The 26,788-nt window shown below is 70.7% G+C and carries 26 protein-coding genes; 9 read left to right on the plus strand and 17 right to left on the minus strand.

Annotation, left to right across the window (positions count from 1 at the left end):
• Nucleotides 1-359: 359 nt before the first annotated feature.
• Nucleotides 360-1,358 carry an ROK family protein gene (locus ACFWYM_RS29395; protein ID WP_384843799.1) on the minus strand — a complete coding sequence of 333 codons (999 nt, stop codon included), beginning with the start codon at nucleotides 1,356-1,358 and terminating at the stop codon, nucleotides 360-362.
• A 269-nt stretch (nucleotides 1,359-1,627) separates the two neighbouring features.
• Here ACFWYM_RS29395 and ACFWYM_RS29400 point away from each other — a divergent pair, with 269 nt between their 5' ends.
• Together ACFWYM_RS29400 and ACFWYM_RS29405 are read left to right on the plus strand one after the other, a co-directional pair.
• Nucleotides 1,628-2,614, plus strand: coding sequence for a LacI family DNA-binding transcriptional regulator (locus ACFWYM_RS29400; protein WP_384843803.1), 987 nt, complete (start codon nucleotides 1,628-1,630; stop codon nucleotides 2,612-2,614).
• 96 nt (nucleotides 2,615-2,710) lie between these two features.
• Nucleotides 2,711-4,546 (plus strand): hypothetical protein, encoded by a 1,836-nt coding sequence (locus tag ACFWYM_RS29405; RefSeq protein ID WP_384843806.1) that lies wholly within the window; start codon nucleotides 2,711-2,713, stop codon nucleotides 4,544-4,546.
• A gap of 10 nt (nucleotides 4,547-4,556) precedes the next feature.
• Here the strand turns inward: ACFWYM_RS29405 and ACFWYM_RS29410 are convergent, their stop codons facing one another.
• Nucleotides 4,557-4,937 (minus strand): MerR family transcriptional regulator, encoded by a 381-nt coding sequence (locus tag ACFWYM_RS29410; RefSeq protein WP_384843809.1) that lies wholly within the window; start codon nucleotides 4,935-4,937, stop codon nucleotides 4,557-4,559.
• A gap of 66 nt (nucleotides 4,938-5,003) precedes the next feature.
• Here ACFWYM_RS29410 and ACFWYM_RS29415 point away from each other — a divergent pair, with 66 nt between their 5' ends.
• Nucleotides 5,004-6,122 (plus strand): alkene reductase, encoded by a 1,119-nt coding sequence (locus ACFWYM_RS29415; protein ID WP_384843812.1) that lies wholly within the window; start codon nucleotides 5,004-5,006, stop codon nucleotides 6,120-6,122.
• Between the two features lie 24 nt (nucleotides 6,123-6,146).
• On the opposite strand, the gene ACFWYM_RS29420 is transcribed toward ACFWYM_RS29415, so the two are convergent.
• Entirely contained in the window at nucleotides 6,147-7,982 is a 1,836-nt protein-coding gene (locus ACFWYM_RS29420) for a serine/threonine-protein kinase (protein ID WP_384843815.1), read from the minus strand.
• Nucleotides 7,983-8,069: 87 nt separating this feature from the next.
• The gene (locus ACFWYM_RS29425) at nucleotides 8,070-9,371 is read right to left on the minus strand and encodes a DUF6986 family protein (protein ID WP_384843818.1); all 1,302 of its coding nucleotides are present in this window, start codon (nucleotides 9,369-9,371) and stop codon (nucleotides 8,070-8,072) included.
• Between the two features lie 226 nt (nucleotides 9,372-9,597).
• Between ACFWYM_RS29425 and ACFWYM_RS29430 the strand changes: the two genes are divergently transcribed.
• Nucleotides 9,598-10,497, plus strand: coding sequence for an endonuclease/exonuclease/phosphatase family protein (locus ACFWYM_RS29430; RefSeq protein WP_384843821.1), 900 nt, complete (start codon nucleotides 9,598-9,600; stop codon nucleotides 10,495-10,497).
• An 81-nt stretch (nucleotides 10,498-10,578) separates the two neighbouring features.
• On the opposite strand, the gene ACFWYM_RS29435 is transcribed toward ACFWYM_RS29430, so the two are convergent.
• From ACFWYM_RS29435 to ACFWYM_RS29450, 4 genes are all read right to left on the minus strand, one after another.
• On the minus strand, nucleotides 10,579-11,541 hold the full coding sequence (locus tag ACFWYM_RS29435) for an electron transfer flavoprotein subunit alpha/FixB family protein (RefSeq protein WP_384843824.1): 963 nt from the start codon (nucleotides 11,539-11,541) through the stop codon (nucleotides 10,579-10,581).
• Nucleotides 11,542-11,601: 60 nt separating this feature from the next.
• Nucleotides 11,602-12,387 carry an electron transfer flavoprotein subunit beta/FixA family protein gene (locus tag ACFWYM_RS29440; protein WP_384843826.1) on the minus strand — a complete coding sequence of 262 codons (786 nt, stop codon included), beginning with the start codon at nucleotides 12,385-12,387 and terminating at the stop codon, nucleotides 11,602-11,604.
• 232 nt (nucleotides 12,388-12,619) lie between these two features.
• Nucleotides 12,620-13,138 carry a flavin reductase family protein gene (locus ACFWYM_RS29445; protein ID WP_384843829.1) on the minus strand — a complete coding sequence of 173 codons (519 nt, stop codon included), beginning with the start codon at nucleotides 13,136-13,138 and terminating at the stop codon, nucleotides 12,620-12,622.
• Between the two features lie 243 nt (nucleotides 13,139-13,381).
• Nucleotides 13,382-13,708 carry a TlpA family protein disulfide reductase gene (locus ACFWYM_RS29450; protein WP_384843832.1) on the minus strand — a complete coding sequence of 109 codons (327 nt, stop codon included), beginning with the start codon at nucleotides 13,706-13,708 and terminating at the stop codon, nucleotides 13,382-13,384.
• A gap of 310 nt (nucleotides 13,709-14,018) precedes the next feature.
• On the opposite strand from ACFWYM_RS29450, the gene ACFWYM_RS29455 reads away from it, so the two are divergent.
• A complete protein-coding gene (locus ACFWYM_RS29455) occupies nucleotides 14,019-14,747 on the plus strand; it encodes a lysophospholipid acyltransferase family protein (RefSeq protein WP_384843834.1) in 729 nt (242 codons plus the stop codon).
• A gap of 23 nt (nucleotides 14,748-14,770) precedes the next feature.
• On the opposite strand, the gene ACFWYM_RS29460 is transcribed toward ACFWYM_RS29455, so the two are convergent.
• From ACFWYM_RS29460 to ACFWYM_RS29490, 7 genes are all read right to left on the minus strand, one after another.
• Entirely contained in the window at nucleotides 14,771-15,457 is a 687-nt protein-coding gene (locus ACFWYM_RS29460; protein ID WP_384843837.1) for a B3/4 domain-containing protein, read from the minus strand.
• Nucleotides 15,458-15,484: 27 nt separating this feature from the next.
• Nucleotides 15,485-16,081, minus strand: a complete 597-nt coding sequence (locus ACFWYM_RS29465; RefSeq protein ID WP_384843840.1) for a transglutaminase family protein — start codon at nucleotides 16,079-16,081, stop codon at nucleotides 15,485-15,487.
• 109 nt (nucleotides 16,082-16,190) lie between these two features.
• Nucleotides 16,191-17,264 carry a threonine aldolase family protein gene (locus ACFWYM_RS29470; RefSeq protein ID WP_384844121.1) on the minus strand — a complete coding sequence of 358 codons (1,074 nt, stop codon included), beginning with the start codon at nucleotides 17,262-17,264 and terminating at the stop codon, nucleotides 16,191-16,193.
• On the minus strand, nucleotides 17,261-18,025 hold the full coding sequence (locus tag ACFWYM_RS29475) for an SDR family NAD(P)-dependent oxidoreductase (protein ID WP_384843843.1): 765 nt from the start codon (nucleotides 18,023-18,025) through the stop codon (nucleotides 17,261-17,263). The genes ACFWYM_RS29470 and ACFWYM_RS29475 overlap by 4 nt, the downstream gene beginning before the upstream one ends.
• Nucleotides 18,026-18,051: 26 nt before the next feature.
• Nucleotides 18,052-19,455 carry a DUF6421 family protein gene (locus ACFWYM_RS29480; protein ID WP_384843846.1) on the minus strand — a complete coding sequence of 468 codons (1,404 nt, stop codon included), beginning with the start codon at nucleotides 19,453-19,455 and terminating at the stop codon, nucleotides 18,052-18,054.
• A 96-nt stretch (nucleotides 19,456-19,551) separates the two neighbouring features.
• On the minus strand, nucleotides 19,552-20,616 hold the full coding sequence (locus ACFWYM_RS29485; RefSeq protein ID WP_384843849.1) for an alpha/beta hydrolase: 1,065 nt from the start codon (nucleotides 20,614-20,616) through the stop codon (nucleotides 19,552-19,554).
• Complete coding sequence (locus ACFWYM_RS29490) at nucleotides 20,617-21,780, minus strand: LLM class flavin-dependent oxidoreductase (RefSeq protein ID WP_384843852.1); 1,164 nt, start codon at nucleotides 21,778-21,780, stop codon at nucleotides 20,617-20,619.
• Between the two features lie 383 nt (nucleotides 21,781-22,163).
• Between ACFWYM_RS29490 and ACFWYM_RS29495 the strand changes: the two genes are divergently transcribed.
• The 3 genes from ACFWYM_RS29495 (at nucleotide 22,164) to ACFWYM_RS29505 (ending at nucleotide 24,386) form a co-directional block, all read left to right on the plus strand.
• Nucleotides 22,164-23,438, plus strand: a complete 1,275-nt coding sequence (locus tag ACFWYM_RS29495) for an integrase (RefSeq protein ID WP_384843855.1) — start codon at nucleotides 22,164-22,166, stop codon at nucleotides 23,436-23,438.
• A gap of 191 nt (nucleotides 23,439-23,629) precedes the next feature.
• Complete coding sequence (locus ACFWYM_RS29500) at nucleotides 23,630-23,764, plus strand: hypothetical protein (RefSeq protein WP_384843858.1); 135 nt, start codon at nucleotides 23,630-23,632, stop codon at nucleotides 23,762-23,764.
• 445 nt (nucleotides 23,765-24,209) lie between these two features.
• Entirely contained in the window at nucleotides 24,210-24,386 is a 177-nt protein-coding gene (locus tag ACFWYM_RS29505) for a hypothetical protein (protein ID WP_384843861.1), read from the plus strand.
• Nucleotides 24,387-24,606: 220 nt separating this feature from the next.
• Here the strand turns inward: ACFWYM_RS29505 and ACFWYM_RS29510 are convergent, their stop codons facing one another.
• Together ACFWYM_RS29510 and ACFWYM_RS29515 are read right to left on the minus strand one after the other, a co-directional pair.
• Nucleotides 24,607-25,941, minus strand: coding sequence for a hypothetical protein (locus ACFWYM_RS29510; protein WP_384843863.1), 1,335 nt, complete (start codon nucleotides 25,939-25,941; stop codon nucleotides 24,607-24,609).
• A 26-nt stretch (nucleotides 25,942-25,967) separates the two neighbouring features.
• Nucleotides 25,968-26,417, minus strand: coding sequence for a hypothetical protein (locus tag ACFWYM_RS29515; protein ID WP_384843866.1), 450 nt, complete (start codon nucleotides 26,415-26,417; stop codon nucleotides 25,968-25,970).
• Between the two features lie 66 nt (nucleotides 26,418-26,483).
• Between ACFWYM_RS29515 and ACFWYM_RS29520 the strand changes: the two genes are divergently transcribed.
• Nucleotides 26,484-26,756, plus strand: a complete 273-nt coding sequence (locus tag ACFWYM_RS29520) for a hypothetical protein (RefSeq protein WP_384843869.1) — start codon at nucleotides 26,484-26,486, stop codon at nucleotides 26,754-26,756.
• The last annotated feature ends 32 nt before the right edge of the window (nucleotides 26,757-26,788 follow it).

The following is a 26,788-nucleotide window of genomic DNA, read 5'->3' on the forward strand; positions in this document are numbered from 1 at the left end:
ATGTCCGTCCTCGAAAAGCCGGGGGCGCCGTGCGAGTGAATGAGTACTGGCTTGGGCGGGTTGCTGTACTGCGGGCGGACATACCGCCGCGTCCCCACCCCTTGCGCCGTCGCCCGTCTGGCGGTTGTTCCTCGCTTCCCGCGCGGGGGCGGGCCCCTTCAGCCTCGGGGAGGTTCCTTCAGCCTAGGGGGCGCCCTTCAGCCCGTCCGGCGTTTGAGGACGAGGCCGTTCAGGCCGATGGGGGTCTGGGGGCGCAGCCCCCAGGAGGGCGTCTCAGGGGCGACGGAGTCGCCGGATCGGGAAGGGGCGGGACTGGGGAAAAAGCCCCCGGCAGGGGCACCCGCACCCCGCAGAGCCCCTCAGCGACCGACCGACTCGGCCGCCACAGCCCCCCGCTGCCGGGCCAGCACCCCGCCACCACTCCCACCCCGCCACCCCGCCAACGCCGCAGCAGCCGCCCCCACCAGCCCCGCATCCGACCCCAACAGAGCGGGCGCCACAGCAAGTTGACGTACGAAGGACAGCGTGGCGTAGTCGCCGAGGGCCCGGCGGAGCGGGGCGAAGAGGACCTCTCCCGCCGTGGCCACACCACCGCCGACCACCGCGATGTCGATCTCCACAAGCGTGGCCGTCGCAGCGATCCCCGCGGCCAGCGCCCGGGCCGCGCGCTCGAAGGACGCCACCGCCGCCGGGTCCTGGGCCCGCGCCGCGCGCGCCACCGCCACCGCGGAGGTGTCACCGTCCGGCCCCGGCCGCCAGCCGTTGTCGAGCGCCCGCCTGGCGATGTTGGGCCCGCTCGCGATCCGCTCGACACAGCCGCGCGCCCCGCAGGGACAGGGATCCCCGTCCAGGTCCACGCTGATGTGGCCGATGTGGCCCGCGTTGCCGGTGGGGCCGGGATGGAGGGAGCCGCCGAGGATCAGGCCGCCGCCCACGCCCGTGGAGACCACCATGCACAGTGCGTTGTCGTGGCCGCGCGCCGCGCCCTGCCAGTGCTCGGCGGCCGCGATGGCCACCCCGTCGCCGATCAGCTCGACAGGCAGCCCCCCGGTGGTGGAGCGGACCCGGTCGACCAGGGGGTAGCCGCGCCAGCCCGGCACGTTGACAGGGCTGACCGTGCCCGCGGACGCGTCCACCGGGCCCGCGCTGCCGATGCCCACCGCACCGGCCCTCCCCCACTGCGGGGCGCCCTTGAGCTCGGCGAGCACCTCGTCGACCGCCCGCATCACGGTGTCGCCGTCCTCGCGCGCGGGCGTGGGCCGCTGGGCGCGCAGCAGGATCCGGCCCTGGTCGTCCACCAGGGCTCCGGCGATCTTGGTACCGCCGATGTCGAGTGCGGCGACGAGGTCCGTGGGCATCAGTGTGGGATCTCCTGGTGTATCGGCAGGCCGGAGAGTACGTCGGACAGTCTCCCTTGCATCTGACAACGTTGTCCAGGCTCTATGCTCGACGCCACATGCTCATGCTCGCCATGGCCATGCACGCCAGCAAAGATCGATGCGACCGGACGACAGGACAAGGACAGCACACCGTGGCCGAAGGCGCCGACCGCCCGACCGTCTCCCCCCACCGCCCTGCCGGAGGCCCCTCCCGCTCGCCCGGCAACCGATACGGCAACCGTCCCACCATGAAGGACGTCGCCGCGCGTGCCGGTGTGGGTCTCAAGACGGTCTCCCGGGTCGTGAACGGAGAGCCCGGCGTCACCCCGGACACCGAGCGCCGCGTCCAGGAGGCGATCGACGCCCTGGGCTTCCGCCGCAACGACAGTGCGCGGGTGCTGCGCAAGGGGCGCACGGCCAGCATCGGCCTGGTCCTGGAGGATCTCGCCGACCCGTTCTACGGGCCGCTCAGCCGGGCCGTGGAGGAGGTGGCCCGGGCCCACGGGGCCCTGCTCATCAATGGTTCCAGTGCCGAGGACCCGGACCGGGAGCAGGAGTTGGTGCTCGCGCTGTGCGCGCGCCGGGTGGACGGGCTCGTGATCATCCCGGCCGCCGACGACCACCGCTACCTGGAGCCGGAGATCGCGGCCGGGGTCGCCACGGTCTTCGTCGACCGGCCCGCCGGGAAGATCGACGCGGACGTGGTCCTCTCCGACAGCTTCGGCGGCGCCCGCGACGGCGTCGCCCATCTCATCGCCCACGGCCACCGGCGCATCGGCTTCATCGGTGACCAGCCGCGGATCCACACCGCCATAGAGCGGCTGCGCGGCTATCGCGCCGCGATGGAGGACGCGGGCATAGAGATCGACGAGTCCTGGGTGTCCCTCGGCGCGACCGCCCCGGACCGCGTGCGCGGGGCGGCGGAGTCGATGCTCTCAGGCCCGTCCCCGGTGACGGCCATCTTCGCGGGCAACAACCGTGTGACGGTGACGGCGGTCCGCGTCCTGACCGAGCACCCCCGCCCCGTCGCCCTCGTCGGCTTCGACGACATCGAACTGGCGGACCTGCTGAGCCCGGGCGTGACGGTGATCGCCCAGGACGCGGCCCAACTGGGCCGCACGGCGGCAGAAAGGCTCTTCCGTCAACTCGACGGAGCATCGGGACCACCGGAGCGCGTGGAACTCCCGACCCGCCTGATCATGCGGGGATCCGGGGAAATCCGGCCGGTGGACTGAGAGTTGCCCTCTATCAGGGCGACTTGACGTTACTTACGATGTCCGCGCGGACTCCGGCGCCCAGCAGGAGCAGCACGGCGAAAGGCCGACGGACCAGTGGACGATCGTACGCTCGAAGCTCTCGGCCTCGCCGAGGCACCGCGCGAATTCCCGCTCACGTACCCGGGTAAGTGGCCGCGGGAATCCGGACTGCTGCATGACAACCGTCTGCTGAGGCTCATCCCGAAGCAGGACCGCCGCCTCGCGAAATGGCTCGTCCAAAGCCCGCCGGGCGGATTCCGCAAGGGCGGCATGGACGAGGACGACGTCCCGCTCAACTACGCGCTCATGTGCGCCAACGAGCCCTTGGTCGGGGACCGTTTCCCCGTCATCTCCGTGGGCTCCAACGCCTGCCCGGCGCAGCTGTGCCACAAGATGGAGGGCCTCGGCGTCTCGTCGACCATTCCCATGGTGGAGGCCCGGGTGACGGGGATCGACATCGGAGTCTCCGCGTACGTCAGCCCCATGGGGTATGTGTCGGCGTCTCCCTTTCACTCGCCCGGACTGACGCAGGACCTTTTCGTCACCTGGCTCGACGCCGCTCAGCTCGAGATCGTCGACGAGAGCGAGGGGATCTCCGACCCGGCCGGCGAGTACGACCGCGTGCTGCTCTCCGGCTCCGAGTACCGGATGGAGCTGCCGTCGGGCGAACTCCTCGGCGGCGCCTATCTCTACGTCCATCGCTATGGCGTGATCCACGACGGAACGGCGGCACCGCGCCGTCACCCGGGCGAACGCCAGCTGCTCACCGAGCTGCTCGCGGAATCGCGGCAACTCCGCGAATGGTTCGGGGACACTCCTGAGGAATTCAGCTCGCGGGCCCGCGGCAACGCCGAGCTGTGCGAGAAGGGCACGCGCCTCTTCGCCGACGAGGGCCGGATCACCCGCTCCGGCCTGGAACATCACGTCACCGGCGGACCGGATCAGACGGTCTACGACGACCTGCACCCGGTCAATGAACTGCCGGACGACACCTATCGGGTGGGCCGCACCCCGGACTCGTTCGACCAGCGCGGCTCGGGTGTCATCCGCTTATCCCGATCGGCCGCCCAGGCCCTGGGAAACCCCTCGCACGCCATCGTCCAGAACGCCCAGATTCCCGCTGCCCGGCACGAGCGGCTCGGCGCCCTCGCGAATGTCATCGTGGCCGCCGATATCCCGGACGACGACGTCGGCACGGTTCAGGTCGACCACTCCCTCCGCGTGGGAGTGGGGCTCGAACCCGGAGAGAAGATCACCGTCCGGGCCGCCCAGCTCCCCCGGGCCAGACAACGCTGGCAGGAGCTTCTCTTCGGCCGCTTCAATTACGTGACCTGCCGTGTGCAGGACGGCGACCGGGCGAGCGCGGAACACGAGGTGTGCCTGATCGACACCTTGACCAGGGAACTCATCGGCGCGGAAAGCGGGGACGACGTCGTCCTCGAAGGTTTTCCCGACAGTAGCGGGATCGTTCCCGTTCTCCAGCTCAAAGCCATCAATACCAGCGACGAGGTGCAGCAGCGTCGCAAGGAACTTCACGGTGGCGACATGACGAGCCGCTATCCGAGTTCGTTGGACGCGCTGGGCACCTATCCCGACCTTCCGTGGGTGTTCCTCGACCGACGGCTGTGGTCGGGGCTGGGTCTGGAGAATCAGTGGCTGGCGACCGTCCGCATCCGCTGCAGCCGCTCGTATCAGCTCAAGAAGGAACTCCGGGAAATGGTGTTCCTGCTGGGCATCGCCTTCATAGGCGTCGTCACCGTGCTCAACAGCATTGCCTGGCAGGCCATCAGCCTGGCCGTCCTGGTGCTTCTCGTCGGGTTCGTAGTGAACGTACGGCTGCGGAGCCGCCTCAATCAGCGTGCCCGGCGTATTCGGGGTGGTCGGCGTATTTGGGGTGGCCGGGGACGGTGAGGTCGGGTCGTCACCGTGCCACCCTCTCCGCCAGCACTCCCGTGGCCGTGTTGATCACGTCGTCCAGCACCCCTCGCGAGCGCACCAGGTCGGCGATCAGGGTGTCGATGCGGTCCCGCTCCGTGGTGAGCTCCTGGACGAGGCGGGGCGTCGCGATCTCGGAGGGGGCGCCGTCCGCGTCGCGCATGCACGGGAGCAGCTGGCCGATCTTCTTGCTGTGCAGGCCCGCGGCGTAGAGCTCCTGGATGAGGACCACGCGGTCCACCGCCGCCTCGAGGTAGTGGCGGTGCCCGCCGGGGCTGCGCTCGGACGCGAGGAGGCCCTGCTTCTCGTAGTAGCGCAGGGAGCGCTCGCTGACTCCGGTGCGCGCCGCCAGTTCGCCGATCCGCATGGTCCATCCCCTCCGTACGACAACGGACTTGAATCTGACATGGGTGTCAACTTCTAGCCTAGCGGCATGACGAACACCCAGAACAGCAACCGCGCCTCCGCCCTCTTCGAGACCGCTCGCCTCGGGAGCCTCTCCCTCCCCAACCGGCTTGTCATGGCCCCCATGACCCGCAACCGTGCCGCGGCCGACGGCGTCCCGACCGCCCTCATGGCCGAGTACTACGCACAGCGCGCCTCCGCGGGGCTGATCGTCGCCGAGGCCGCGACCCCGAACGCCGTCGGGCAGACCTACCCCAACATCCCCGCCATTCACGGGGCCGCGCACGTGGTCGGCTGGCGGCAGGTCACCGACGCGGTGCGCGCCGCGGGCGGGCGGATGTTCCTGCAGCTGCAGCACGGCGGGCGGGTGGGGCACCCGGACAACAGCGGTCTGCCCCCGGTGGCGCCGTCGCCGGTGCCGCTGCCCGACACCATCCACACCGCCGACGGGGCCCAACCAGCCGTCGTGCCACGGGAAATGACGGTCGATGAGATCCGCGGCACCGTCGCGGACTTCGCGGACGCCGCCCGCAACGCCGTCGCCGCGGGCTTCTCCGGGGTCGAGGTGCACGCCGCCAACGGCTATCTGCTCCACCAGTTCCTCGCCACGGGGACCAACCACCGCACCGACGCCTACGGAGGCTCGGTGGCCGGGCGCATCCGGTTCGTGGTCGAGGTCGTGCGCGCCGTGGCCGCGGCGGTCGGGCCCGAGCGCGTGGGGCTGCGCATCGCCCCCGGCGTCACCGCCAACGCGATGCACGAGGACGACATCGACGACGTCTACCCCGCGCTCGTCGACGCACTGAGCGACGCCGGACTCGCGTATCTGCACGTCGTGTACGCCGACCCCGAGCAGCCGCTGTTCCGGCGGATCCGCACGGACTGGCCGGGCACGCTCATCGCCAACCCGATCCTGCCGCGCACCCGGATCCCCGCCGACGGCGGCCGGGCGGCGGGCGAGCGGCTGCTCGCCGCGGGCGCCGATCTCATCGCGCTCGGGCGGCCGTTCCTCGCCAACCCCGATCTGGTCGAGCGGCTGCGCACGGGGGCGCCCGTCAATCCCGTACGGGACGACGGACTGATGTACGTGGGCGGCGCCGACGGGTACACCGACTATCCGGCACTGGCCCTCACCTCGGCCGCGTGAGGGTCCTGGGCAGCGGAGGGGCGGTCAGCAGACCGGCAGGCCGGGCAGCGGCTTGTCGTTCTCGCCGCCCTTCACGTAGACGTCGCTGACGAAGACGTTCCGGTTGCCGCTGTCGTCGTCCGTCTTCGCCCACCAGACGTTGGTCCACTTCCCGTACGTCTCGCGGCGGCCCAGGTTCTGCTGGCAGTAGAAGTAGTTGGTGCCCGCGTTGAGCGTGCCCGCGCGGTCGCCGGACGCGGTGTACGACGTCGCCGAGCGCCACACCGAGCAGTCGTACTTCCCGCCGCCCGTGGCGTGGCAGACCGGGGCCGGGGCGTCGCCGCCACCGCCACCGCTGCTGCCGCCCGTCGTGCCGCCGGAGCCGTCGGAGCCGCCGTCCGAACTGCCGCCCGTGGCACCGCCGCCTGCATCGTCGCGCGTCGGCTTCGAGGTGGGGTCGGGGCGCTTGGTGGGCTTCTTCGAAGGCTTCTCGTCGCCTTCCGCACGCGACTGCTCCGGGCGGGGCTCGGGCTTCTTGCCGTGTCCCTGCTCGGACGGCTCGGGCGAGCGCGCGCCGCCGTCGAAGGCACCCGGGTCGCCCTCGCCGCCCGGCTCAGCGGTGGCGTCGGGGGACGCCGCGTGCCCGGCCTGATCGCCCTTGTCCTCCTGGCCGTTGAGGAGCGCGACCGTGACACCGGTGGCGGCGAGCACGACGGCCACGGCGACGGCGGCCAGCAGGGCGCGGCCCCGGCGGCGGCGTGGAGGCGTCGGGTCCGCGGGGGTCCGGCCCGATTCCGGTGCGGCCGGTGCGGGCTGGGGGTGGGCCGCCGGGGGCTGCGCGGCAGGCGGGCCGAAGCCCGGCGGGGGTGCGCTCGGGACGCTGCGGACCGTCGTCTCGCGCGGACGCGTCGCGGCCTCGCCCGCGGCCTCACCCGCTGACGCTCCCGGAGTCGGGAACGAAGGGAATGCCGGGGGTGCCGGGGACGGGGAGCGCAGGGGTGCGGTGCCGTCGTCCGCCGCGCCCGCCTCCCGCGCGGCGGCCGCGAGCAGCGCCCGCGCCTCCTCCGCGTCCGGGCGGGCCTGCGGGTCCTTGTCCATCAGGCGGCGCAGTACGGGGGTCAGGGCGCCCGCGCGGCGCGGCTCCGGCAGCGGTTCGACGACGATTGCCGTGAGCGTCGACCACGTCGACGTGCGGCGGAACGGCGACGCGCCCTCCACCGCCGCGTACAGCGTCGCCCCCAGGGCCCAGACGTCCGAGGCCGGGCCCGGGTCCTGGCCCTGGGCGCGCTCGGGGGCCAAGTAGTCGAGGGAGCCGACGAGTTCGCCGCTGCGCGTGAGGTGCGTGGACGAGCCGTCGCCGGGGTCCTCCATGGTGGCGATGCCGAAGTCCGTGAGGACGACGCGGCCGCCGGTCTCCAGGAGGATGTTGCCCGGCTTCACGTCCCGGTGCAGGACACCGGCGCGGTGGGCGGCGGCGAGCGCCTCCATGACCCGGGCGCCGATGGCGGCGGCCTCGCCGGGGTCGAGGGTGCCGCGCTCGCGCAGCACGTCGTCGAGCGAGCGGCCGTCGATGAGCTCCATGACGATCAACGGGCGGCCGTCGACCTCCGCCACGTCGTGCACGGCGACGACTCCGGGGTGGCGCACGCGGGCGGCGGCGCGGGCCTCGCGCTGCATGCGCACGCGCAGGTCGGCGAGTTCGGGAGCGCCCTCGTCCGTGTAGGACCGCAGCTCCTTGACGGCGACCTCGCGGTGCAGGACCTCGTCCACCGCGCGCCAGACGACGCCCATGCCGCCGCGGCCCAGCTGCTCCACCACGCGGTAGCGCCCAGCGAGCAGTCTGCCGCCGCCACCTGCCTGTCCGTGCTCCCCCGAAGACACCGCTGCCCCGTCCCTGTCGCGCCACGATTGGTCGCGTACAGAGTACGGGGCAGCGGTGACAGCGCGTACTCGGTGTTACGAGGGTTACTACTTCGTGCTCGAACCCGAAGCCGTCAGATCGGCGCGGCGCGGCCCCGCGAAGCCCTGCAGGCGGGCCAGCGTGAGACCGGTGAGCCGGGTGACCTCGCCCGCGTCCAGGGCGCCGCAGTCCAGGCCGCGCAGCAGGTAGCCGGCGAGGGCCTTGGCGGTGGCGGGCTCGTCCATCACGTCGCCGTCCGCGTTGTGGTGGGCGTAGGCGGACAGGCGTGCGGCGGCGGACTCGAAGCCCTCTCGGTAGAAGGCGAAGACGGCGGCGTAGCGGGTCGGGATGTGCGCCGGGTGCATGTCCCAGCCCTGGTAGTAGGCGCGGGCCAGGGCGCGCCGGGTGAGGCCGTAGTGCAGCCGCCAGGCTTCGTGGACCTTCTCGGTGGAGCCGATGGGCAGGACGTTGGTGGAGCCGTCCGAGACGCGCACTCCGGTGCCTGCCGCCGCGACCTGCATGATCGCCTTGGCGTGGTCGGCGGCCGGGTGGTCGCTGGCCTGGTAGGCGGCGCTCACGTGCAGGCAGGCGCTGTAGTCGAAGGTGCCGTAGTGCAGGCCGGTGGCGCGGCCCTCGGCGGCCTGGATCATCTGGGCGACGGCGGCGGTGCCGTCGCTGGCGAGGATCGACTGGCTGGTCTCGATCTGGATCTCGAAGCCGATGCGCCCCGCCTCCAGGCCGCGTGCCTTCTCGAACTCCTCCAGGAGGCGCACCATCGCGGTGACCTGCTCCGGGTAGGTGACCTTGGGCAGCGTGAGGACCAGGCCGTCGGGGAGGCCGCCCGCCTCCATGAGGCCGGACAGGAAGACGTCGAGGGTGCGGATGCCCCGGTCGCGTACGGGCGCCTCCATGCACTTCATGCGGATGCCCATGTACGGGGCCGCGGTGCCGTTCTTGTATGCCTCGGTGATCAGGCGGGCCGCGCGGGCGGCGTCCTGGTCCTCGTCCTTGCCCTTGTAGCCGTCCTCGAAGTCGACCCGGAGGTCCTCGATGGGCTCGCGCTCCAGCTTGGCGCGGACCCGGTCGTAGACGGGCTGCGCGAGCTCGTCCGAGAGGCCGAGCGCGGCGGCGAAGGAGGCGGCGTCGGGGGCGTGCTCGTCGAGGGCGGCGAGTGCCTTGTCGCCCCAGGAGCGGATGGTGTCCGCGGCGAAGACGTCGCCGGGGACGTAGACGGTGTGGACGGGCTGGCGGGTGCCGGGGTCTCCCGGGTAGAGACGCTCCAGCTTCGCGTCCACCGGGGCGAGGGAGGCGCTGACGCCCTCGCTGACCGCGCCGGCGAGGCTCGTTGCCACCGTCTCTTGCTGACCCATTCCTGCACCCTCCACTCTCGCGGATCCCCGAAGCGTTTCCGCTTCCCGGAATCAACAATCCGTATAGCGAAGTTATCCGGCGAGCTTCCCGCAGGTCAACACCCTCTCGTCTGCCGGACCCCGCCGGCAGGTCCACGGGAGTTCACCGCTGTCTCAGATCCTCCTTACACGCTCCCCCGCCCGCACCTCATCCTGACCCCGCCCCTCACCTTTCCAAGGAGACCGCGTGCCGACCGACCGTCACGTCACCCGCCGCCGGGGCCTGCGCACCGCGGTGGCCGCCACAGCAGCGCTCCCCCTGTTCTCCACCGCCCTGTCCGCCGCACCCGCGCGCGCGGTGGAGCGCCCGGGCTCCCGACTGGAGGTCATGTCGTTCAACCTCCGCTATGCGAGCAGCACCCCGCCGAACACCTGGGCCGACCGCCGCCCGGTCACCCGTGAGCTCCTGCGCCGCGCCCGGCCCCATGTCGTCGGTACCCAGGAAGGGCTCTACCAGCAGGTCCAGGACATCTCCGCGGACCTCGGCCCGCACTACGAGTGGCTCGGCACCGGACGCGCGGGCGGCAGCCGGGACGAGTTCATGACCGTCTTCTACGACACACGGCGCCTCGCGCCCGTCGAGTACGAGCACTTCTGGCTCTCGGACACCCCGAACGTGATCGGCTCCAACACCTGGGGCGGCGGCTCGATCCGCATGGTCACCTGGGTCCGCTTCCACGACCTGCGCACGGACGGCGACTTCTACGTCCTCAACACCCACCTGGACAACCACAGCCAGTACGCACGCACGCGTGCCGCGCGTCTGATCTCCGAACGCATCGCGGGGCTCGACCGCTCCCTGCCGGTCCTGGTCACCGGCGACTTCAATGTCGCGGCCCACAAGAACCCGGTCTACGACACGATGCTGGGCGCCGGGCTCGCCGACACCTGGGACGCGGCGGACCGGCGCAGCAAGGCGTACGCCACCTTCCACGGCTACAAGCCGCTGGTCCCCGACGGCGACCGCATCGACTGGATCCTGGCGACGCCCGGGGTGCGCGCGCACGAGGCGGTCATCAACACCTTCTCGCTGAAGGGGCAGTTCCCGAGCGACCACCTGCCCGTACAGGTGAGCCTGACGCTGTAGCCGTCCGCCCCGGCGACACGCGCGAGGCCCCCGCGTCCGGGACGACCGGACACGGGGGCCTCGCGGCGAGCGTCAAGCGGCTCAGCCCTTGCGGGACTTGACCTCTTCCGTCAGCTGCGGGACGACGTCGAAGAGGTCGCCGACCACGCCGTAGTCGACCAGGTCGAAGATCGGGGCCTCGGCGTCCTTGTTGATGGCCACGATGGTCTTCGAGGTCTGCATGCCCGCGCGGTGCTGGATCGCGCCGGAGATGCCGGAGGCGATGTACAGCTGCGGCGAGACCGACTTGCCGGTCTGGCCGACCTGGTTGGAGTGCGGGTACCAGCCGGCGTCCACGGCGGCGCGCGAGGCGCCGACGGCGGCACCGAGCGAGTCGGCGAGGGACTCGATGACGTGGAAGTTCTCCGCGCCGTTCACGCCACGGCCGCCGGAGACGACGATCGCGGCCTCGGTCAGCTCCGGACGGCCGGTCGACTCGCGCGGGGTGCGCGCGGTGACCTTGGTGCCGGTGGCCTGCGCCGAGAAGGAGACGGCGAGGGCCTCGACGGCGCCCGCGGCCGGGGCGGCCTCCACGGCGGCCGAGTTCGGCTTGACCGTGATGACCGGAGTGCCCTGCGAGACACGGGACTTGGTGGTGAAGGACGCGGCGAACGCGGACTGCGTCGCGACCGGGCCCTCGTCCGACGCCTCCAGGTCGACGGCGTCGGTGATGATGCCGGCCTTGATGCGGACCGCGAGGCGGGCCGCGATCTCCTTGCCCTCGGCGGACGACGGCACGAGCACGGCGGCCGGGGACACGGCCTCGTACGCGGCCTGGAGCGCGTCCACCTTCGGTACGACGAGGTAGTCGGCGAACTCGGCGGCGTCGTTGGTGAGGACCTTCACCGCGCCGTGCTCGGCGAGCGCGGCGGCGGTGTCGGCGGCGCCGTTGCCGAGCGCGACGGCGACGGGCTCGCCGACGCGGCGGGCCAGCGTGAGGAGCTCGAGGGTGGGCTTGCGGACGGCGCCGTCCACGTGGTCGACGTAGACCAGAACTTCAGCCATGGGACTTCAATCTCCTGCGGTTACGAAGAAGTTGGGCGGTTTTTCAGGGGTGGCTGAAGCTCAGATGAACTTCTGGCCCGCGAGGAACTCAGCGAGCTGCTTGCCGCCCTCGCCCTCGTCCTTGACGATCGTGCCCGCGGTGCGCGCGGGACGCTCGGCGGCGGAGTCGACCTTCGTCCAGGCGCCCTCCAGGCCCACTTCCTCGGCCTCGATGTCGAGGTCGGAGAGGTCCCAGGACTCCACCGGCTTCTTCTTGGCGGCCATGATGCCCTTGAAGGAGGGGTAACGCGCCTCGCCCGACTGGTCGGTGACGGACACGACGGCCGGCAGCGAAGCCTCCAGCTGCTCGGAGGCGGCGTCGCCGTCACGGCGGCCCTTGACGACGCCGTCCTCGACGGAGACCTCGGAGAGCAGCGTGACCTGCGGGACGCCCAGGCGCTCGGCGAGGAGCGCGGGGACGACGCCAGCGGTGCCGTCGGTGGACGCCATGCCGGAGACCACCAGGTCGTAACCGGCCTTCTCGATCGCCTTGGCGAGGACGAGCGACGTACCGATGATGTCGGTGCCGTGCAGGTCGTCGTCCTCGACGTGGATGGCCTTGTCGGCACCCATCGAAAGCGCCTTGCGCAGCGCGTCCTTGGCGTCCTCGGGGCCGACGGTCAGCACGGTGATCTCCGCGTCGTCCGCTTCGTCGGCGATCTGCAGAGCCTGCTCGACGGCGTACTCGTCGAGCTCCGACAGCAGGCCGTCCACGTCGTCACGGTCGACGGTCAGGTCATCGGCGAAGTGCCGGTCGCCGGTGGCGTCGGGCACGTACTTCACGGTGACAACGATCCTCAAGCTCACGCCGGCTCTCCTACTGCATCGTCTTTACTGGGCTGCTGCCTTGGCTTTCGGCTACTGCCTTCTTGCAGGCAGCATAGGCGCCTGAAGCGGCGGATCCCGGTCGGGGCGGCCCGCGCTCCGACCGGAATATTACTCATGAGTACACCCAGTTCTTTCCCGCTAAGCAAGCGCTTTGAACTGTGACCTTCCCAACCCTGTGTGATCGGGCGCGGAAGGGCTCCGCCGGGAACTCTCAGTCGCGCAGCGCGTTGAAGCGTCCCTGCTGGTACAGGAGCGGGCGACCGGGCCGCGCGTGGTCGCCGACGACGGGCTCGGCCAGCACCACGCGATGGTCGCCCGCGGGCACCCGCGCCACGATCCGGCAGACCAGCCACGCGAGCGTCCCGTCCAGGACCGGCACCCCGTAGGGGCCCTCCTGCCAGCGGGTGGGCGCCCCGAAGCGGTCGGCGCCGCTGCGGGCGAAGGTGGCGGCGAGGTCCTGCTGGTGCTCGCCGAGTATGTGCACGCCGACGTGGTCGGTCTCGGCGACGGCGGGCCAGCTGGAGGCGCCCAGGCCGATGCCGAAGGAGAGCAGCGGGGGCTCGGCGGAGACCGAGGTGAGCGAGGTGGCGGTGAAGCCGACGGGGCCGTCCGCCCCGGCGGAGCGGGCGGTGATCACGGCGACCCCGGCCGCGTGCTGGCGGAACACGGAGCGCAACAGGTCGGGGGAGGCGAGCTGGTGAGGGGCGAAGACGTCGGGCGTGGCCGTCATGGAGTTGTCCTTCTGCTGGCGGGACGAGCGGTTCCGTGGCTGCTCAGCAGCCGGGACAGCGCGCACTGGCATGACGTGCGAGGTCCAGGTGAACGCGCTCGTACAGCAGGAGCTCCGGAGGCATAGAGGCAGGCTGACGACAGGTGGTGGGCACAGTCAAGTCCGTTCCGGGATATGAAAGATGCGTCACGGATCCCCTCCGGCCTGCGCGAACCCGCCGCGCCGCGGGCGGCTGAGGGTGCGTCATACGGCGGCGCCGAGCGCGGCGACGACATCGGCCTTGCGGGGCTGCCCCGCGGCGCGGCGCACGACCCGCCCGTCGGCGTCCAGCACGAGGACCGTAGGCGTCGAGCGGACACCCACCTCCCGTACGAGATCGAGACGCTCCTCGGCGTCGATCTCCACGTGCGCGACGCCCGGCACCATCGCGGCCACGTCCGTGAGGACTCTGCGGGTGGCCCGGCAGGGCTGGCAGAACGCGCTGGAGAACTGAACGAGCGTGGCCCGCTCCCCCAGCGGCGCACCCAGCTCGGACGCGTCGAAGTGCCGCTCGGCGTCCTGTCCGCCCACCGCCGTCTCCCACCCTGGTCGCTTTTCCGTCGCTCCACCCGCTCACCACTACAGCAGCGCGGCGGTCCGGATGATTCCCGGGACAGGAAACGGGCAGGGAGTCAGAGGCCGGATCGGCGACTGCGACAGGGGGACGACGTGACGAGAATCTCCTGGATGCGGGGCACCAGAGCTGGTCAGCCGTACGTTCTTGGGGCACGATCTGCGGGACGCCGAACTTACGGCTGCGTAACTTAAGCCGCTGGGCACCGCCGGGAGTCCCCTCCCGAGGCAGGCTCCCCCAGGCACACATGAAGGGCCCTCCCCACCCATGGCAGAACTCGTCTACCGTCCGGTGATCGGCGTCGCGAAGACCCTCTTCAAGGCGTGGGACCTGAAGATCGACTGCAAGGGGTCGGAGAACATCCCGCGCACGGGCGGGGCCGTCCTGGTGAGCAACCACATCAGCTACCTGGACTTCATCTTCGACGGACTCGCGGCCCTGCCGCAGAAGCGGCTCGTGCGCTTCATGGCGAAGGACTCGGTGTTCCGGCACAAGGTCTCCGGACCGCTGATGCGCGGCATGAAGCACATCCCCGTGGACCGCAAGCAGGGCGACGCCGCGTATGCGCACGCGCTGGATTCGCTGCGCTCCGGCGAGGTGGTCGGCGTCTTCCCCGAGGCGACGATCTCCCAGTCCTTCACCCTGAAGTCCTTCAAGTCCGGCGCCGCCCGGATGGCCCAGGAGGCCGGGGTCCCGCTCATCCCGGTCGCGCTGTGGGGCACGCAGCGGCTGTGGACCAAGGGGCACCCGCGCAACTTCAAGCGCAGCCACCTGCCGGTCACCATCCGGGTGGGCGAGCGCGTGGAGGCGCCGAAGGACCAGTACGCGGGCGCGATCACACGCCGCCTTCGCGAGCGCTGCCAGGAGCTCCTGGAGGCCGCGCAGCGCGCCTACCCGGGCCGCCCCAAGGGCCCGGACGACACCTGGTGGCTGCCCGCGCACCTCGGCGGCACCGCTCCGACGGCCGACCAGGTGAAGGCCGCCGAGGCGCACTGAGCGGCCAGGCTCTCCAGGAAGCTCTACGCCCGCGCGTGGACGGTGAGCCGCACGCCGGGGCTGAACTTCTCCAGGAGCTCGGCGAGTTCGGCCGCCGCGGGCTCCAGGTCCGCGTGCGGCGCCATGCCCTCCAGGAGGAACAGGGCGTTCACGGACTCCTCGGTGAGCCGGGTGCGGGTGCCCTGCCGCCAGTTCCAGCGGCGGCAGGTGACGCCCTCGGCGTCGCGCCAGACCACCTCGCCCGCGTCCGGGTGCTCGACGGCCTGCTCGCCGGAAGCCACGGTCACGAAGTCCTCGTCGCCGGTGGCGCGCACGAGCCGCATGCCGCCCTTGATGCGGTCCAGGTCCTCGCCGCCGACGGGGATCAGATGGGCCACGCTGATCGCGTTGTAGACGTCGACCAGGGCGTTGATGCGCGGCAGCCCGCCGTCCGCGAGGGCGCGCTTGGCCAGTGCCTCCGCGGAGTTGCGGGTGCGGTTCGGCTTGGCTCCGAAGGCCGTGTAGGCGGCGCGCCAGGCCGCGATGTGCGCGTCCTCGTGCGGGGCGTGGCCCTCCAGGCGTGCGGCGAGGCGGCGCGCGGCGTCGTCCAGGAGCGCCGAAGTGCCTTCCGTGGTGGGGCCGTTGACGAGGCCGTGGGCCTCGACGGCGATATGGGTGAAGCCGGGCGCGAGGGCGCGGACCTCGTCGGAGACGGTCAGGTCGATGGTCATGGTCCGTCGTGCCTCACAGTTCGTGCGTCACAGGTCTGAGGGGTAGATCTGCCAGAGGTGCGGCCGGTCGCGGGCTTGCTTGAGCACATCGAGCACCACCGGGCTTGGTTCAGCATACAGGACTGGATAGTCCACTTCATTGGACTCGGGGTCCACAGGCCAGGCCAGCCGCTCCTCCCCGAGCCGGAACTGGGCGTCGACGCCGTCCGGAAGGTTCCCGCGCGGGTCCTGCCGGTGCCAGGCGCCGTCGAGGCGGACGGCGACCAGGCCGTGCACGGAGTAGCCGCTGGTGTTGTCGTCCCGCAGCCGCTGGTAGCAGAACGCCGTCGGGATGTCCTCGGCGCGCAGCAGGGCGGCCAGGGCGTGGGACTTGGCGACACAGATGCCGGTGCGCTCCCGCAGGACGTCGGAGGCGCGCCAGGTGACCTCCATGCGGCCCGAGTCCTGCGAGTGCGGGACGGCGTCGCGCACGAACTCGAAGGCGGCGCGGGCGTAGGCGTATGTATCGGCGGATGACTTTGCAAGCCCGGCCGCCGCCTCGCGGACCAGTGGATGCTTGTGGTCGATGACCTCGTCGGCGGCCAAGTACGCCGACAGGTCGGGGTTTTCCTGGATCAGCTGCATGGCACGGGAGCATAGGAATGCGACCGGTCGAGAGTCAATGACTTTACGATCGATCGCATACCTATGCAGTTACGAGGGAAGGTCCGGGCTGCGCGAAGGGCGCGCCCGGCTAGCGGGCCATCTCCTCCTTGAGCGCCGCCACGAACCCGTCGACGTCCTCCTCGCGGGTGTCGAAGGAGCACATCCAGCGGACGTCGCCCGCCGCCTCGTCCCAGAAGTAGAAGCGGTAGCGCTTCTGGAGGCGCTCGCTCACGTCGTGCGGGAGGCGCGCGAAGACGGCGTTGGCCTGCACGGGGTGGAGGATCTCGACACCGTGCACCGCGCGGACGCCCTCGGCCAGGCGCTGGGCCATCTCGTTGGCGTGCCGGGCGTTGCGCAGCCACAGGTCCTTGGCGAGCAGCGCCTCCAACTGCACGGAGACGAAACGCATCTTGGAGGCGAGCTGCATCGACAGCTTGCGCAGGTGCTTCATGTGGCGCACGGCGTCCCGGTTGAGGACGACGACGGCCTCGCCGAACAGCGCGCCGTTCTTCGTGCCGCCCAGGGAGAGGATGTCCACGCCGACGGCGTTCGTGAACGTCCGCATGGGGACGTCCAGCGAGGCCGCCGCATTGGCGAGACGGGCGCCGTCGACGTGCACCAACATGCCGCGCTCATGGGCGAATTCACAGATCGCGCGGATCTCGTCGGGCGTGTAGACGGTGCCCAGCTCGGTGTTCTGCGCGACCGAGACGACCTGCGGCATCGCCCGGTGCTCGTCGTCCCAGCCGAACGCCTGCCGCTCGATCAGCTCGGGCGTGAGCTTCCCGTCGGTGGTCGGCACGGTCAACAGCTTGATCCCGCCGACCCGTTCGGGCGCGCCGCACTCGTCGACGTGGATGTGGGCGCTCTCCGCGCAGATCACCGCGCCCCAGCGGTCGGTGAGCGCCTGCAGCGCCACCACGTTCGCGCCGGTGCCGTTGAAGACCGGGAACGCCTCGGCGCTCGCCCCGAAGTGGCCGCGTATGACCTGCTGGAGGTGGTCGGTGTAGTCGTCCTCCCCGTACGCGATCTGGTGGCCGCCGTTGGCGAGGGCTATCGCCGCCAGGACCTCGGGGTGCGCGCCCGCGTAGTTGTCGCTGGCGAATCCGCGGACGTCCGGGTCGTGGTGGCGGCGTGCGTCGGTTTTGGCGGTGGGGTTCACGGCTTCTCGGTCAGCCACAGGCGGTTTCCGTTCACTTCACCGGCGGGCCGCTCCCAGACCCCGGCGATGGCCTCGGCCAGCTCCTTGACGTCGGTGAAGCCCGCGAACTTCGCGTTGGGTCGCTCGGCGCGCATCGCGTCGTGCACCAGCGCCTTGACCACCAGGATCGCAGCCGCCGCGCGCGGCCCGTCGGCCCCCTCCGCCTTGGCCGCCTTGCGGAAGGCGTCGCCGAGGGCCAGCGTCCACGCCTCGGCGGCCGCCTTGGAGGCCGCGTACGCGGCGTTGCCCGCCGTCGGCTTCGAGGCGCCCGCGGCGCTGATCAGCAGATACCGGCCGTTGCCGCTGCGCTCCAGGCCGGCCTGGAAGGCCAGCGAGGTGTGCTGCACGGTGCGGATGAGCAGGTTCTCCAGCACGTCCCAGTCGGCCAGGTCCGTCTCCGCGAAGGAGGCGCTGCCGCGCCAGCCGCCCACGAGGTGGACGAGGCCGTCGATGCGCCCGAACTCCTTCTCCGTGCGGTCGGCCCAGGCGCGGGTCGCGTCCAGGTCGAGGAGGTCGACGGTGTCGCCGGTGACGGTGGCGCCGCCGTGCGCGTACCGGGCGGCGTCCACGGCCTCCGCCAGGCGTGCCGCGTCGGCGTCGGCGGCGACGACGGTGGCGCCCGCCTCCGCGAGCCGGAGCAGCGTCGCCCGTCCGGCCGGGCCCGCGGCGCCCGCCACCGCGACCACGGCTCCGTCGAGCGTGGATCCGTTGGGTGCGGACATGGTCCTCGCCTCCTCGTTACGGCCGCTCACGCGGCAGCCATCGGCGCGTCCGAGGAAGCGGTGATCCCCTTGGTGGAGGCGATCACGTTCTTCAGCTTCTTGGAGAGCGCCTCATAGAACATGCTGAGCGGAAACTCGTCAGGAAGCACGTCGTCGACGAGTTTGCGGGGCGGCAGGGAGGTGTCCAGGGCGTCCGGGCCCTTGGCCCAGCGCGAGCCCGGGTGCGGCGCGAGATAGCGCGAGACGAGCTCGTACGCGGCGAACCAGTGCACCAGCTTCGGGCGGTCGATGCCCTCGCGGTAGAGGGTCTCGATCTCGGCGCAGAGCTGGTTGGTGACCTGCGGGGCGCGGTCCCAGTCGATCTTCAGCTTGTTGTCGGTCCAGCGGACCACGTCGTGCTTGTGCAGGTACGCGAAGAGCAGCTGGCCGCCGAGTCCGTCGTAGTTCTTGACGCGGTCGCCGGTGACCGGGAAGCGGAACATCCGGTCGAAGAGCACGGTGTACTGCACGTCGCGGGCCTGCGGGACGCCCTCGGCCTCCAGCTTCACGGCCTCCTTGAAGGCGGTGAGGTCGCAGCGCAGCTCCTCCAGGCCGTACATCCAGAACGGCTGCCGCTGCTTGATCATGAAGGGGTCGAAGGGCAGGTCGCCGTGGCTGTGGGTGCGGTCGTGGACCATGTCCCACAGGACGAACGCCTGCTGGCAGCGGTCCTGGTCGGCGACCATCGCCCGGATGTCCTCCGGCAGTTCGAGCCCCAGGATGTCCACGGCGGCCTCGGTGACCCGACGGAACCGGGCCGCCTCACGGTCGCAGAAGATGCCGCCCCAGCTGAACCGCTCCGGGGCCTCCCGCACCGCGATGGTCTCCGGGAAGAGGACGGCCGAGTTCGTGTCGTACCCGGACGTGAAGTCCTCGAAGGTGATGCCGCAGAACAGCGGGTTGTCATAGCGGGTGCGCTCCAGCTCGGCCAGCCAGTCGGGCCAGACCATGCGCAGCACGACCGCTTCGAGGTTGCGGTCCGGGTTGCCGTTCTGCGTGTACATCGGGAAGACGACCAGGTGCTGCAGGCCGTCCTCGCGATGGGCCGCGGGCTGGAAGGCGAGCAACGAGTCCAGGAAGTCCGGGACGTGGAAGCCGGCGTCGGCCCAGCGGCGCAGGTCGACGACGAGCGCCCGGTGGTACGCGGCGTCGTGCGGCAGGAGCGGCGCGAGCTGCTCGACCGCCGATATCACCCGGTCCACGGCGAGCTCCGCGACGGACCGCGACGGGGCGCCCTCCGCCTCGAAGTCGATCGAGCCGTCGGCCGACTGCCAGGGCCGGATCTCTTCCACGGCACTCTTGAGCGCGGGCCAGGCCGGATGCTCGACGACCCGCCCCTCCACGGAAGGAACAGCGCCCTCCGTACGTGCCTGCACAAGAATTTCCGTCATGACCCAACCTCCACGGGAGAACCTCGCGTAAAGACACCGTATGTGCGCGAGGTTCTCCTCCACAAGGGGAGTCACGGGAAATTATCCTGCGCCGCCCTATCTTTCAGAGATGTTTTTCCTGTCTTCCACGGTTCTGACGATGGCCGACGCCACTCCTTCCCGTGCGGCCCGGGCCTCCGGCAGGAGCGCGGGGAACCCGAAGAATCCGTGGAACATCCCCGGGAAGTACCCCTCCGTGACGACGACGCCGGCCTCCTCCAGGAGCCGCGCGTAGGCCCGGCCCTCGTCGCACAGGGGATCGCAGCCCGCGGTGACGACGTGGGCGGGCGGGAGGCCGCGCAGGTCGGCGAGGGCGGGCGAGAGATGGGGATCCCTCCGTGCGTCCCTCGCCCCGTCCGCACCCCCGCTCCCGTCCCCGTCGCCGTGGCGGCCCCCGCCCTCCCCCACGTACTGACTCAGAAACCACTCACAGTGCGCCGCCGTGAGGAAGTAGCCCTCGGCATTGCGGCGGTACGAGTCCCAGGAGCGGCTGGCGTCGGTCGACGGGTAGACGAGGACCTGGAGCGCGATGTCCGGCCCGCCCCGGTCGCGGGCGGCGAGGGCGCTGACGGCGGCGAGATTGCCGCCCGCACTGTCTCCGGCAACCACCAACGCCCCCTGCTCACCGCCCAGTTCACCGAGGTGCTCGGCGGCCCAGCACACAGCGGCGTACGCGTCCTCGACGGCGGCGGGGAACGGGAACTCGGGCGCGAGCCGGTAGTCCACGGACACCACGGCGGCCCCCGCCTCCCGGCACAGGCCGCGGGCGGTCGCGTCATGGGTGTCGAGCCCGCAGATCACCCACCCGCCGCCGTGAAAGAAGACGACGGTCGGCCGCGACGCCTGCGGGTCCTGCGGGTCCTGCGGGTCCTGCGGCACGCTCGTCGGGTCAGGCAGGTAGACCCGTACAGGAAGGTCGGGCGCCCCCGGCGGCCCCGGGATCGTCCGGTCCTCGACGGCGCCGACGGCGGGCGGCTCGACCGGGGACGCGGGGGCCGCGGCCAGGATGCGCCGGGCCTCGACGGCGTCGGTGACGGTGCGGCCGAGGTCGGGGAAGTGGGCGGTCAGGGCGTCCACGAGGGGGCGGGCGGCGGGGGTGAGGCGGTCGGGCTCGGCAGACACTCAGGCCACCCCCGCCCCGTCCGTCGCGTTCGCCTCGTCCGCCTCCTGGGACCGGAAGTACGGGATGACCTTCTCGCCCCACTGCCGCAGCGTCTCCAGGCACGCCTCCTGCGGCACGGTGCCCATCTGGATGAGGCACATGATCTCGTCGGCACCCGCGTCCCGGAGCCGCTCGACGTAGGCGATGGCGTCGTCGGCGGTGCCGTAGGCGTGCTCGGCGTTGAACGTGGCCGTGGACGTGGGGCGCACCGGAATGTTCTGCTCGTGCAGCCGAGCGACGACCTGCTCGGCGGCCTTGCGCATCTCGGCCGCCTCGTCGGTGCCTTCGACCACGGCCTCGTCCGGTATCCCGGCGCCCCCGTACCAGTGCCCGATGGACTGCGCGAAGAACCGCTGTCCGCGGATGCCCACGCTGCGGGCGGTCTCCCCGTCGTCGAGCACGATGGTCGGACAGAGCACGGAGAAGTGGTCGTTGACGGCGCGCGACACGAACCGGTCACCGCGCCGGGCGGCGACAGCGGTGTCGTACGCCGCCCTCATCTCCGCGATCGACTCGGGCCCCGCGAAGCCCATCACCAGGGCGCCGACGCCGAGTTCGGCGGCCTGGGCGAGGGTCTCGGTGCGGCTGCACGCGAGGAAGAGCGGGGGGTGCGGGGTCTGCCGGGGCCGGGGCAGGATCGGGTGCGGATCGATGTCGATGAGCTCCCCGTGATACTCGAACTCATCCCCCTCCCACGCCTTCCCGATGATCCGCAGCGCCTCCTCGACCTCCTGGGCCGTGCGCTCCTTGTCCACCCCGCACAGCGAGGTCTCCTGCACGGTGCCACCCCGCCCCGCACCGAGGTCGAGCCGCCCGCCCGAGAGCAGATCGAGCGTCGCGGCGCGCTCGGCGACGCGCGCCGGATGGTTGAAGTTGAACGGCATGCAGACGACGCCGTGCCCGATCCGGATCGTGCTGGTGCGCGCGGCCACCCAGGTCAGGAAGATCTCCGGGGCACTCATGTGCGCGTACCACTTGAGGGAGTGGTGCTCGACCGCCCAGATCCGGTCGAACCCCATCTCCTCGGCGAGCACGGCCTGTTCGACGCTGTCGTGGAAGAGCTGGTGCTCGCGCTCGACGGTGGGGTCGGCCAGTTGGGCCTCGAAGATGACGGAGAACTTCACTGTGCCTCCAGGGAGTTGGGGCGGTGCGGGGCCTCTCGTATGCCTAATAGGTATATGACTAACCGTCATATCGTGAAGGTGCAAGGGGGGTGGGGTGGGGAGTTGCCGTGCGGCGGGGTGGGGCGTCGGCGAGGGAGCCGTCACGCGTGTGACGGGGAGGGGGCAGCGGGACGGCGCACGGAGGGCACAGCGGGATCCCGGGTCAGCTCAAGTCGGCCTGAGTCAGACCTGGTTACACATGATCGACTCCCACTCTTCTCCCACCTCTCCCCCGGGTCCGACGCCATGGTCCACTCCCGTACTCCGTTCTCCGGGTGGCCGGGCAGACGTCCCCGGGGGCGGGCCACAGTGAACCCAGCGCCCGGAAGCGGAGGGGGTGCGACGTGAGCGGCGTGCACCAGAACCTCTATATCGAGTGGCGCGGCGACACCTGCCGCATCCGGTGGTGGAGCGGCGAGTACTACGCCGACGGCCGCAAGCGGTACGAGTCCAGGGGCGGCTTCACCGACGAGGACGAGGCCCTCGCATACGGCCAGGACCAGCTCTACGAGATCCGCCACGGCCTCCACGTCAGCAACCGCGCGGGCGCGATCCTGATGACGGACTGGCTGGACGAGTGGCTCGCCGCCCTCGACCACGCCCACCTCACGGAGAAGACCTACCGCTCACGCATCGAAGCCCACATCCGGCCGTACTTCGCCCAGAAGACCGTCGCGGAGATCGACGTCCTCGCCTACCGTTCCTTCGCCAAGCACGTCCGCGGGTCGGTCTCCAAGGGCACCGCACAGAACGTGATCATGGTCTTGCGGATGGTCCTCGACGACGCCGTGCCCCGCCTGCTCAAGGTCTCCCCCGCCGAGCGCAAACAGCGCCGCGGCCGCTACGCGCCCAAGCGGCGCGAGCGCAAGGCGGACATGCGGGAAGAGGACGTCGAGCAGCTGGCCCGCAACGCCGAGGTGCTGCTCGGCTTCCCCGGCTACGTCTTCATCTGGACGATGGCCATGACGGGGATGCGCCCCGCCGAGCTGTACGGGCTGACGCGCGAGTACTGCTACCCCAACTGGCCCGCCTGCGACCCCCGCGCCGACCCGGACGAGGAGGACCGCTACACGGAGGACATGGAGCGCTACGGCAAGGGCGAGGACCTGATGCCCGCGATCCGTGTGGAGCGCCAAGTCCAGTACAAGGACAGCACGCTGCAGTTCTTCGCCCCGAAGTACGGCAGCTTCCGTCCGCTGGTCATCCCGCCCTTCCTGGCGGACCTGTTGGAGAAGCTACTCGCCAGCCATGACAGCGCCTGGGTGTTCCCCGGCCTCAAGGGCAACAGCCTGGGGTCGGCGGCGTTCGACACCTACTACTGGCGCCCCATCGCCGATGGCGCCCCGGAGCGCAAGGACCGCTGGGCGCGGCGGCCCAGGCCCGCGATCCGGGCAGTGGCACGCTACAAAGGCAAGCGCCTGTACCTAGTGCGCCATGGCCACAAGCAGTGGCTGGACGAGGACGGGCATCCCAGGGTCGCGGTCGAGGCCCGGATGGGGCACTGGCTGCCAGGGATGGACGGCGTCTACGGGAGTGTGACCGTGGCGATGGAGCGGGCCATCATGGCGGCACTGCAGGGGCGCTGGGAGCGGCTGCGGCGGACCCAACGCATGGTGTAGAACGCCAGCTGCCAGGCGCATCCCTTTTGGGGCGGGCCGGTCTCAGCCGAGGCGGACGGCCCTTGTCCAAGCTTGGGTACACCACTTGCGTATGAGCGCCTCTACGCAACTCACTCCGTTGCCTCTGACTGCACGGTGGTAGGGGAAACGCTCGGGCCACGGCTGCACTCCTGATAGAGGCGGCAGAGCGCATGACTGACATCGAGGTCACGGAAGGCAAGGGAGAGCGCGGGCGGGCAGCCATCATGCTGCGCCTCCTGGACTCCGAGGAGCTCGACTCCGTGGGACCTGACAAGGACGACCAGGAGGACGAAGACGACGAGTAAGCCGAGGTTCGCGAACTGCCTGTGCAGCGAGCCCGCGAGCCCGAAGTCGTGAGCCAACTACTCATCTGAACTCGCCCTGGACTGTTGGAAAGAAGAGGAAGGGACGCAGGATGAGCCCTGGGGTGTGAGCTGACGAGTTTCAGCCAAGTAGCTATGAGCAACCAGCAATCCACGCGAATTGATGGGGCTGTGTCAACTAAAGCCGCAGGTCAGAGAACTATCACGCGTCCGTGATGGTCCGTAACACTGTGCAACATCGTGCAATGTTCGGTGTCTACTCCCTGCTCAATCACTATGCGATGGGCACTTGGCCAGACTGCGCTGTGTAGTCAACTACGTCCTGGTCAGCGCGTGTTTACTGGCGAAGCCAAAGCGGGGGCCGCCGAGCCCAGCAAAGACCGGCAACCCCCGCGTGTCCACCTCTGCAAGAAGGGACGATGCCATCGTGGCACGGAACTGGAACAGCAAGAACCTAGAGACCACCAAACCAGACGCCGCTGACGTCTTCATGGCCAGCGTTCTCGTCTGGCTGCTCGCGCTCTCCAAAGTGCCGACCTGGGCGATTGGCGCGGTGCCGTGCGTGTGGCTGCTGCTGCGGTGCGTGCGGCGCCCCCAAGGCTGACCCGGCTGAAACGTCGCGCCTGATGACGTAGACAGGGCGTCAAGGGAGACGGGGCCAAGGACCCGTCCGCTTCGGAACGTTCGCCGTGAAGTTCATAGGGCGCTCGGACATCACGTTTCCGGGCGCCCTTTCGCGCGAACGCCAAGGAGAAGAGCGTACGGAAGTTGATGAAAAATGATGTCGCCAGTAGTGCCCTGGTAGCTGTGGCTAGCCTCGGGCGTCAGCTTCCGAGCACATCCATCAAGTGATCGTCCAATTCGGCCACGAACGACTCGCGTCGCCATGGACGCAGTTCCCGGCGGGCCCGCCGCAGCCGGATCGCGGGCACCCTGCCGCCAGTCGCGCTCGCCACCGTCACGCACTCGTGCAGCAGTGTGGCGGCCGCCACCGGATCGTCGAGGCGGATTCGAGCGAGGGCCTGGTCCGTGGTGACGATCGCGCGCTGCACGCGTTCGCGGGGCGCCGCCATCACCTGCATCGCCCGCGCGAAGCGGTCGTGTGCCACCGAGGCGTCCCCCACGTAGAGCTCGCACACTCCCTCGAAGCCACGCAGGTGTCCCGCTGAGAAGCTCGATGGGGCGGGGTCGTGCGTGTGATCGGCCTCGATGTCGTACCAGGCGAGCCCCAGTGCGGACTGGGCCTGGCGCTCGTATCCGGCACGTGCGGCGAGTTCCGCCTGCAGGGCGTGGGCCCGGGCGCGGATCAGCGTCGAATCTCCGGAGCGAGCCTCGCGCACGGCCTTGTTGACGAGGCCGCGCGCCTGGTCCAGGCCCTCGGTGGCGTAGAGGGACACCAGGGCGTGACTCATGTGGACGCCGGCGCTGCGCCATGCCTCACCGAGTCGCTCCGCCTGCTGGGTGGCTTCCGCGTACAGCGCGCGGGAGCTCTCGTCATCGCGGGTCTCGAAGGCCAGGCGGCCTGCGAGAGTCGACGCGGCAATAGCCGTGGCGCGAAGGGCAGAGGCCCACTCCTCGGGCACCGGCCCGGAGAGAAGGCGACGGCAGGACTCGACGGCGGGCGCCAGCATCAGCTGCAGCCGTACGAACGGCAGGGAGCCCACCTGAGCATTCACGTCGGCCACCAGCGCGTCGAGCGCGTCGACGGTAGCGCCGTCCGTGCGGAATGGGTTCGTGAGGGCGCAGGCCAATGCGTCTCGGACGCCGGACGCCAGCAGCGCGAGCATCCCGCCCCCGGAGTCGGTGGCCACGCGAATGAGTTGGCTGCGGATTTCGGCTGTCCGCCGGTCGCTCTCACCGAAGTACCCGAGCACGTCGAGGAATTCCGCGAAGTCCGAGCCCTCCCCCAGTGCCAGATCGCCGGTCGGAGTCCGGGCGTAGAGGTGGGCGAGCAGCAGTTGGTAGCGCTCGTCGGGAAGAGTGGGGGTCTTGGATTCCCATCGGGCCACGGACCGCTGCACGCTGGCCACCGACGGAAGTGGTGGCAGGCGCAGTTCCTCGGCGAGCGCGATGAGCGCCCGGGCGACACCTGCCAGGGACAGGCCGCGGCGGTGTCGCAGCGCCTTCAGCGCTGCCGCTCCGACAGCTCTGTCGTCCATGTCCGCCATGGTGACGCACCCGGCGCCTACACGGGGACGACGAGCCTCGGTTTCCCTCGTAGGGCCGTGTAGTTGAGGGTCTGCCAGGTCCCGGAGTTGGGTTCGTCGTTGTGGGGGAAGCCGATCGTCATGCCCGCGTGGTCGACCATCCACTCGTTGCGGGCGTGGAAGGCAGCCGAGGTCAGCTCCTCGGCGCCGAGTTCGACGATCTCCTTGATGCGGTCGCGGGTGCGGGCGATGGCCTGGCGGGCCTGAGCAGGCTGCTGGTCGGCGGTGCCGGGGACCACGACGGTCAGGTCCGACGCGGTGTTCCCCGCCAGCCACAGCAGCGCCAGTGCGTCGATCCCCTTCGCGCCACCGAGGTAGAAGTGCGCGCCAGGCGCAAACGGGCCCAGGTAGTCGGCGAAGAGCTCCGCGTACGCCTCCAGGCTCCGGTGCTCCGTGTTACGGGTCCCCGTCAGTGCGACCGTACGCATCAACATCAACTCCGTGTCATAGGTTGTCATATCCCGCCCTGGCACAGCCGCTGGAAGGCTCGCGTTGTGGACACCGACGACCTGATCCAGCTGGCGCACTGCGTCGAAGCGCACGGCCTCGACGCCACCGTAGACGAGGCGGAGAGCCGTCTGCTCGTGACGAACCCGCTCAACAGCCGCCTCACCGAAGAGATTCACGCCGTGGCCGACGGCTACGTCACCAGCTTCGACTACGAGATCGGCGAACGCGGGCAGGAACGGGAATGCGCCGAACGCATCGCCCGCATCCTCGCCGTAGGCACAGCTGGCTCGAGCCCTGAGAGGGGGCGCACCCGGTGAGCACGCGCGCAGTCATTCGCCACGCTCCATGG

The sequence above is a fragment of the Streptomyces sp. NPDC059009 genome (assembly GCF_042740175.1).
Lineage (GTDB): Bacteria > Actinomycetota > Actinomycetes > Streptomycetales > Streptomycetaceae > Streptomyces.